Source organism: uncultured Candidatus Puniceispirillum sp., assembly GCF_963979125.1.
In the GTDB taxonomy this organism is placed as follows: Bacteria; Pseudomonadota; Alphaproteobacteria; order Puniceispirillales; family Puniceispirillaceae; genus Puniceispirillum.
The window spans coordinates 1-9,146 of sequence record NZ_CAXBVX010000078.1; the positions used below are offsets into that span (position 1 = coordinate 1).

Sequence of the window (9,146 nt, forward strand, 5' to 3'; positions counted from 1 at the left end):
CAACTTCATAACCTTCCATTGCCGCCTGCAAAGCACAGATCGGATCAACTTCAGTTACCATAACACGAGCACCACCTTGACGAAGTGATGCTGCTGATCCTTTACCAACGTCACCATAGCCAGCAACAACAGCAACTTTGCCTGCCAGCATTACGTCGGTAGCACGGCGAATACCGTCAACCAGAGACTCGCGACAACCATAAAGATTATCAAACTTTGACTTGGTAACCGAGTCATTCACATTGATAGCTGGAAATGGCAAGCCACCTGCCTCGGCTAGTTGATATAGGCGTAGCACACCAGTGGTGGTTTCTTCTGATACACCTTTGATGGCATCATGCTGTTTGGTAAACCAACCTGGGCTGGCGGCCAAACGCTTTTCAAGTTGCGCCTTAAGATATTCTTCTTCCTCGGATGCTGGATGAGCAAGTACCGTTTCGCCTGCCTCAGCGCGGGCACCAAGCAGAATATACATGGTTGCATCACCGCCATCATCAAGGATCATGTTCGCAGTTTCGCCATTCGACCATTGGAATGTACGATCAACATATTCCCAATATTCAGCAAGTGTTTCGCCTTTCTTGGCAAAAACAGGCACACCAGCCTCAGCAATAGCCGCCGCGGCCTGATCCTGTGTTGAATAGATGTTACATGATGACCAACGCACATCAGCACCAAGAGCTACCAAAGTTTCAATCAGCACACCTGTTTGAATGGTCATATGTAAACAGCCTGCAACCCTTGCACCTTTAAGCGGCTGTGACGCGCCAAATTCATCGCGCAATGCCATCAAGCCAGGCATTTCGGTTTCCGCGATCGATAGTTCCTTACGACCCCAATCAGCCAAGCTGATATCAGTGATAATATAGTCCTGCGCCATCAAAACATCCTCTAACTATTGTTTGGGTAGGATGTAACCTAATTGTCGGTTTTTTGAAAGGGGCATGACAGTTTTATTTGCCTTATTACTTTCCTGCATTAATGGCTTTTTGGCTATTAGGATTGGGAATGTAGTTCACGATGCATTGTTGACACATTATGACCATTTTCACCAAGCCAGTGCCGAATATGTTCTGCCGCCCAGACAGATCGGTGTTTGCCGCCTGTACAACCAAATGCAAGTGATATTTGGGGACGGCCCTCTGCCGACATGCGCGCCAGCATAGGCGTTAACATCGCCTTAAAATGCTTTACAACATTTTGCACCGACTTATCCGTCTTTAAAAATGCGTCAATTTCCTCATCTATGCCCGTTTTATCTCGAAGTTCTTCTATCCAATGCGGATTCTGGGCAAACCGCATATCCAAAACAATATCAGCGGTTTCAGGAACCCCATGCCGATAGGAAAAGCTCAGTATTTTGACAGGTATTGGTGTGTTGCTTTCGATATCTAGTGAAATCAGCAACTGACGTCGCAAATCAGCAGGCGCAAGCCCAGTGGTGTCGATTGAGATATCAGCCAATGTGGCCACCGCCTGCATCCGCCTAGCATCATGATCAATTGCAGCCCCAAGATCCTGTTCATGGGCAAGTGGGTGTTGCCGTCGCGTGGCGTTATAACGGCGGCTTAGATCCTGCGGAGATGCTGTCAGAAAAACCAACCGGACAGTTTTCCCTAAACGACTTCGTACATTTTCTACCAACCGTTTGACAGGTTCTACATCAAAGCCACTTGTGCGCGCATCAAGTCCAATGGCCAGATTTCGTCCTGCTGTTTCAACTTCCATCGCGATTAAGGGATCAATCAAGGCCAGTGGCAGATTATCAACAACTGCCCATCCACTATCTTCAAGAATTTTTAACGCTGTCGAATTTCCAGCACCTGATACGCCTGTAACAAGAACAAGTTGAATGTCGTTTGATAATTCTGTCATCTGATCAGTCTATACCAATGGCAAGGTCAGCGTAAAGCAAGCACCACCTTTGTTGCTGTTTTTAGCCGTCAATGTGCCACCATGTGCTTCGGCTATCTGCCGTGCGATTGACAGGCCAAGGCCGGAATGTTCGCCAAAAACCTCGTTGGATGGCCGTTCAGAATAAAAACGGGTGAAAACCGCTTCAAGTTTGTTTTCGGGAATACCTTGTCCTTGATCACGAATAGATATGGCTACATGACCTGTTTCAACTGGTTTGACGGCGACAAATATCTCACCCGCCATGGGGCTAAAGGATACCGCGTTGGCAAGAACATTATCAATAACTTGCACAATGCGCCCTTCATGAATGCGAACCATTAATGGTGCATCATGAATATCCAGATGAATGTCATTATCAGCAAAACTTTGGCGGCGCATCTGGACAAAATTATCAACAAGCTGGCCAATATCAACCTCTTGCCCCTGCTGATCCGCTATTTCCGTATCAACACGGCTGGCCTGAGAAATGTCAGTTATCAACCGATTGAGCCGTTCCACATCCTGTAAAATCACATTCATTAATTTTTGCTGTTGTACCGGATCAGAAATACGGCTGATAGTCTCAGCCGCACTTCGCAAAGACGAAAGTGGGTTTTTCAATTCATGCGCCACATCCGCAGCAAACCCTGCCGTTGCCTGCATACGTTTTTGTAATTCATCAGTCAAATTTATAAAAGACTCGGATAATTGTCCAATTTCATCCTTACGTTCTGGCAATCGTTGCAAACGCGCCGATAAATTATGGCTACGCCGCAGATTTTCGGCAGCATTCGCAAGCTGGGTTATTGGCGTGGTTATCGATCGCGCCAGATAAACACTAAGGCCTATGGTGACAAGTAGAACCGCAATGAATAGTTCAAAGAATACAATATGCACATCGGCAAGTTCCTTTTCAATTTTTCCACCACCAATCGATACCAATAACGCACCACGAACCAGCCTGACATCCTGAATTGGTACGGCAACCGACAATACCATATTGCTTCGCGGGTCTAGCCGTAGCATCCGCATGGGTTCACCGCGCAAGGCTGACTGCACCTCACGATAATGCCCAGCATGCTGTTTAACCTGTTCGGCATAGCGTGGTAATTCATTTGGATTGCTCATCATCGCGGTCACATGCGTCATCATATGATGGATATGCCGTTTCATTCTGATATGCCAATGCTCGCCTTCCCGACGGCGCAAATTCGTTTGCACACGCGCACTACCACGTCTTGCCGTATCTGCTAAAAGGGTGCCGTTTGGTTGAAATACACGAGCACGCAATTCAGAGCCAAAGCCTACCAAAGGGATAAGGTGACTCATCGTACGGCGCGATAATTTCCGCCGCGCAATACCACCATCAAGCTCAGCCTCGGCAAGCGCAAGAGACCGCGCAAGAGTAAACCCCTGACGTTCCAATGCGGTGAATTCGGACATTATGAGTGTGGTACGATATTGATCAATAGACAAAAGCCCGACAAGAAATACCGCCAGCGGAAATAGCATTATTGCCATGATCCGTGCACTTAAACGGCTCATTCGGAACGGGGCTAGACAGAAGCTACCTAGTCGTCCAAGGCTTTTCTTTGCTAGACCTATTACTTTGTTCATTAAAATGAACTTGCTCCCGCACCTCAAAATATCCGTTGCCCATCTAAACCCCTAAGCAAACTGTACATTTAGCAGGTCACCGCATTTTTGTATGGGCTGAACTAGGCTATCTTATATTTATAGCCAATTCCATACAGGGTTTCGATACCATCAAATGCGCTGTCATGCGCCCGTATTTTTCGACGTAGCCTTTTTATGTGACTGTCAATAGTGCGGTCATCAAGGAAAATGGACTCACCATAAGCTGCATCCATAAGCTGATCTCGGTTTTTAACCATGCCAGGCCTTGATGCCAGTGCCTGCAAGATTAAAAATTCGGTAACGGTCAATTTGACCTCTTCACCTTTCCAACTACACAAATGACGATCCGGATCCATGACCAGATCACCTTGATGCACAACATTAGGCCCAGCAGCATCCATCACACCTTCGCTAGCACGCCGCAATACCGCCCGAATGCGCGCAAGCAATAAACGCTGGGAAAAAGGCTTTGTGATATAATCATCAGCGCCCATACCAAAGCCAAGAGCTTCATCAAGCTCATCATCTTTGCTGGTCAGAAAAATCACTGGAAGTTGAGAGTTTTTGCGAATTTTCTGCAATAATTCAACACCATCCATGCGGGGCATTTTAATATCCAGAACAGCAAGATCAACAGGCTGACGTGCCAACCCCTGAAGCGCAGCTTCACCTTCATTATAACAATGTACATCAAAGCCTTCTGACTCTAACATCAGCGACACCGATGTCAGAATATTCTGGTCATCATCAACAAGTGCAATCCGATTAGCCATTACCCACTCTCCATGTGCCCATTCTATTTAAATTCTGATCCGATACCACCTATTCTATGGCTAAGCGGTATCTGGTAGCTTTTATAGATAGCAAGCGATCAAGGCTAATATGCGGCAAGTTCACGTCAAAACCAGCCTAATTTACGCCTTATTCTAGAGCTTAATGCGCATCTGCCCAGCTATCGGCAATGCCTGCTTCAGCAACAAGGGGAACCATCAGATTTACGATCGGCATGGCCGCAGCCTCCATGATACGGGTGATATGTTTGACCGCTTCATCGGCGCTAGCCGCTGGAGATTCGAAAATCAATTCGTCATGTACCTGAAGCAACATATCGGCTTTGATGCCTGCCGTTTTCAAGGCAGGTGGAATACGTATCATAGCACGCTTGATGATATCAGCAGCACTGCCTTGAATGGGGGCATTGATCGCCTGCCGTTCAGCAAAGCCGCGATGCGCCGGACTGCCACCAACCATACCCGTAATATGTATCCGGCGCCCGAACAATGTCTCTACATAGCCATCTTCACGTGCTTCGGTTTTAATGCGTTCCATATAAGCACGAATACCGGGGAAATTTTCAAAATAGGCAGCAATATAATCACGTGCCTCGCCTTGCGGGATAGATAGTTGACGTGCCAAACCGAATGCCGAAATACCATAGATAATACCAAAATTAATGGCTTTTGCCCGACGGCGTGTTTCGGAATCCATTTGATCGAGAGGAATACCAAACACTTCGGATGCGGTACGCGCATGAATATCGATCCCGTCTTTGAACGCCTCTATCATGCTATGTTCACCAGCCACATGCGCGACCAGCCGCAATTCAATCTGAGAATAGTCAACTGAGATTAGCTTACAGCCTTCAGCCGCTATGAAAGCCGTTCGAATTTGGCGTCCTTCGCTAGTGCGGATCGGAATATTCTGAACATTCGGATCGGAAGAAGATAAACGTCCCGTTGACGCCCCAACCATTGAAAATGATGTATGCACTCGGCCTGTTTCAGGCAAAATACATTCGACCAGCGCGTCGGCATAGGTTGATTTGAGTTTGGCAAGATGTCGCCAATCCAGAACCTTGCTGGCAATTTCAACACCTGATGCTGCTAGGTCTTCAAGTATGTCTGCCGAAGTTGAATAAGCGCCAGTCTTGGCTTTTTTACCGCCTTGCAATCCCATCTTGTCAAACAGGATTTCACCAAGCTGTTTTGGTGATGCGATATTAAAATCTTCACCAGCCAGCGCCAGAATATCCTTAGCCAGTGCTTCCATTCGCGTGGCAAAATCATTTGACATACGTGCCAAAATAGAACGGTCAACCGTGATACCATAATTTTCCATCTGCGCCAGCACCGGGATAAGCGGACGTTCCAGACGTTCATAAACTGACGCCACCTTTTCACCAGCAAGGCGAGGCTTTAAAATCATCCATAACCGTAAAGTGATATCAGCATCTTCGGCCGCATAATCAAGTGCTGCATCGGGGGATAGATCGCTGAACGGTATCTGTTTGGCACCTTTGCCACATAGATCAGAAAATTTAATCGTTGTGTAATCAAACCAGTGCCCCGCAAGATAATCCATAGAATGGCGTTCAACGCGCCCGCCATCCAGCACATATGACAAACACATCGTGTCATCAACTGGTGCCAGACTTATACCTCCATTTCGGGGACGCATCAGCACATGCGCATCATATTTTAGATTATGGCCAATTTTCAGCACTGCCGGATCTTCGAAAAGCGGCCTGATTTCGGCCATAGCGATTTCGAAATCAAGTTGCGGATAGCTGGCAGAGTCACCCTCATCCGAAAAATCGAGCCCCCCCTGAACAGCGCCCCCATCTGAGGTCGTCATTGCGTTAGCCAAACCATGGCGCAAGGGCACATAACAAGCCTGGCCAGGCGCAATCGCCATTGAAATACCAACTAGATCAACCGCCGATGCATTCAATCCGGTGGTTTCGGTATCAACTGCCAGAAATCCCTGTTTGCGGGCTTTACCAAGAAAATCGATCAGCGCATCGCGGGTGGTTATAAGCGTATAGTTGGTTTCAATATCACGCAAACTGTGCGCATCATGTAGTGTCGCCGCGCCACTATCCTTGGCCGCGTTATCTTGTTTGGCGCTCGCCGACAATGTCCCACCCATTGACCGGACAACTGGCGCAGGCGCAGAGTCACCAGCTTCTGCTGACGCGCCAATACGGACAAGCAAACGATTAAAATTCTGTTCGATCAGAAACGCTTTCAGCACATCCATATTTCGCGCTGCCGTTTTCATTGCGCTTATGTCTAGCGGCGTTGGCGCATCTTCTCGCAGCAAAACCAATTGTCGTGAAATACGCGCCTGTTCGGCAAATTCGATCAGATTTTCGCGCCGCTTGGGTTGCTTGATTTCGCCTGCGCGTTCTAAAAGGCTATCAAGATCCCCATAAATATTAATCAACTCAGCTGCGGTTTTTATGCCAATACCTGGAACACCAGGCACATTATCACTCGCGTCCCCTGCCAAGGCCTGCACATCGACAACTTTATCTGGGGCCACACCAAATTTTTCTTCAACCTCGGCAACGCCGATCCGACGCTGTTTCATCGGGTCAAGCATGGTCACATCGCCGCGCACCAACTGCATCAAATCTTTATCCGAGGACACGATAATGGTTTCCATGTTGGCTGCTTCAGCCATCGTCGCATAGGTGGCGATAAGATCATCCGCTTCAAAACCTGCAGCTTCCATCATTGGCAAGCTAAGTGCGGTGGTTGCCTCGCGAACAAGCGAAAATTGAGGAATTAATTCCTCAGGTGGTGCCGAACGGTTAGCTTTGTAATCGGGATAGATGTCAGAGCGGAATGTCTGACGTGATGTATCAAATACCACCGCCACATAATCAGGTGCCATGTCATCGACCAGCTTCATCAACATCGAGGTAAAACCATAGACAGCATTGACAGGTGTTCCGTCGGCGCGGGTCATCATTGGTAATGCATGAAACGCACGAAAAATATAGCCCGAACCATCTATCAGCAAAAGCCGTGCTTTATGAGCGCCTGCATCACCAGCTGTAATGGTGTCATCATCCATCATTATGTCCCCAGATATTATATCTGCTGTTTGTCTCTGCGCTATAGAACCTAGCTATTATCAGACGTTGCTTTTACATAGGTGCGCGAACAATAGGGGCACACGACCTTATCATCGGTGCCAAGTGTCAACCACACAAGCGGATGCCCAAGTGCACCCCCACCACCATTACAGGACACGCGTTGCTGGCTTGTCGGAATAACAGCCATATCCTCGGTTGTATCTTCGGGCATGTTAACTTGGTTTGTCATTATAATCCTCTTTACCAGCGCAGACAGATAATCTGCCGTTGGTCTGTTACTGGGCTTGGTAAGGATAATTTCCATAGCCAAGCCTATGATAAATGAAATCTATCGCGCGCGCCGCAACGATGCAATGACTTCACCCTACATGACCCCATTTATTTACAAGACCAACACAATAAGGCGCCTATGAAAATTTAAATCATCCGTATTTGGCACCACATTATGCGCGCATTATGATTCGCGGTGGTACATGACGCATGATCTGTCTATAAATATGAACAAATATGGATCAGCTAAAATCCAGTTATTATCCATCCACGCATTCATTTTGGAATTTGCATCATGCCAATATCATCACCACCGTCAGCTATGCATACCCGGTTTACCTCTGCCCCCAAAAATGGCATGGCGATTACGGCACGAGGTCTGGCAAAAACATATGGTAGCAAAGGCAATGACCGCAAAGAAGCGCTAAAAGGGATTGATCTCGATATTCCAGTCGGATGCGTGTTCGGCCTGCTTGGTGCGAATGGTGCTGGCAAATCGACATTCATAAATATCATGGCAGGCACCGTTGTAAAATCAGCTGGCAGCATCAGCGTCTGGGGCACCGATATTGATGACGATCCACGTCAGGCGCGCGCCAATATCGGCATTGTGCCGCAAGAGTTGAATGTTGATGCCTTTTTCAGCCCGCGTGAAACATTGGAGTTGATGTCAGGCTTGTTTGGGGTTCCTAAATCCGAGCGCCGCGTTGACGAAATTCTGGAGATGGTCAGCCTGACCGAACAGGCAGATTTTTATGCACGTCGTCTGTCTGGCGGTATGCGCCGCCGCTTGCTTGTCGCCAAAGCCATGGTGCATAGCCCACCCATTCTGGTGCTTGACGAACCAACCGCCGGCGTTGATGTATCGTTACGCCAGCGCCTATGGGATAATATTCTGACTTTACGTGATAGCGGCGTGACCGTTGTGCTGACAACGCATTATCTCGAAGAAGCCGAAGCCCTGTGCGACCATGTGGCAATTATTGATAAAGGCAACGTCATCACATCAAAGCCCAAACATGAATTGATGCAGGAAACCAGCGTCAAGGATTTGCATTTGACGCTGACCGCGCCACCACCCGACCCGTTGCCTGCGGCACTGATCGCGCTTGGGGCGGAATGGCAAGATGGCAAATTACAGATCCAGTTCAATCCTCGCGAAATAAGCGCGGGCGCGATTATCAGCAAGGTTACCGCCTTAGGGCTAGAAATTGGCGATGTTAATACACAAGAATCCGACCTTGAAGATGTGTTCCTGGCCTTAACGACATAGGGTTGAACGGAACAGGCCAATTTTGTTCTGATATGATGATGGCAGGGTTTGTTTGATGATGATGTCACAGCGATCGCTATCTTTGCCATATCCATAAGCATTAGTTGGGGCTTGGCTTCGGGGGGCGCGCAGTGTATGTGTTTATCCTATCGATTGATTGAATGCACCCGTAGCTCAGCTGGATAG

7 protein-coding genes are annotated in these 9,146 nt (G+C 47.9%); 1 reads left to right on the top strand and 6 read right to left on the bottom strand.

The features are described 5' to 3' along the window. From ABNT28_RS08230 to ABNT28_RS08255, 6 genes are all read right to left on the bottom strand, one after another. The coding region (locus tag ABNT28_RS08230) for an adenosylhomocysteinase (protein ID WP_348721366.1) at positions 1-880 on the bottom strand (880 nt) is incomplete at its 3' end. Positions 881-996: 116 nt separating this feature from the next. Then, positions 997-1,875, bottom strand: coding sequence for an RNase adapter RapZ (gene rapZ / locus ABNT28_RS08235; RefSeq protein WP_332923646.1), 879 nt, complete (start codon positions 1,873-1,875; stop codon positions 997-999). 9 nt (positions 1,876-1,884) lie between these two features. Beyond that, a complete protein-coding gene (locus tag ABNT28_RS08240) occupies positions 1,885-3,513 on the bottom strand; it encodes a stimulus-sensing domain-containing protein (RefSeq protein WP_332923647.1) in 1,629 nt (542 codons plus the stop codon). A 101-nt stretch (positions 3,514-3,614) separates the two neighbouring features. Next, positions 3,615-4,307, bottom strand: coding sequence for a response regulator transcription factor (locus tag ABNT28_RS08245; protein ID WP_348721367.1), 693 nt, complete (start codon positions 4,305-4,307; stop codon positions 3,615-3,617). A 160-nt stretch (positions 4,308-4,467) separates the two neighbouring features. After that, complete coding sequence (gene polA / locus ABNT28_RS08250) at positions 4,468-7,395, bottom strand: DNA polymerase I (protein WP_348721368.1); 2,928 nt, start codon at positions 7,393-7,395, stop codon at positions 4,468-4,470. Between the two features lie 50 nt (positions 7,396-7,445). After that, a complete protein-coding gene (locus ABNT28_RS08255) occupies positions 7,446-7,604 on the bottom strand; it encodes a zinc-finger domain-containing protein (RefSeq protein WP_332923639.1) in 159 nt (52 codons plus the stop codon). A gap of 378 nt (positions 7,605-7,982) precedes the next feature. Between ABNT28_RS08255 and ABNT28_RS08260 the strand changes: the two genes are divergently transcribed. Next, positions 7,983-8,960, top strand: a complete 978-nt coding sequence (locus ABNT28_RS08260) for an ABC transporter ATP-binding protein (protein WP_332923638.1) — start codon at positions 7,983-7,985, stop codon at positions 8,958-8,960. The last annotated feature ends 186 nt before the right edge of the window (positions 8,961-9,146 follow it).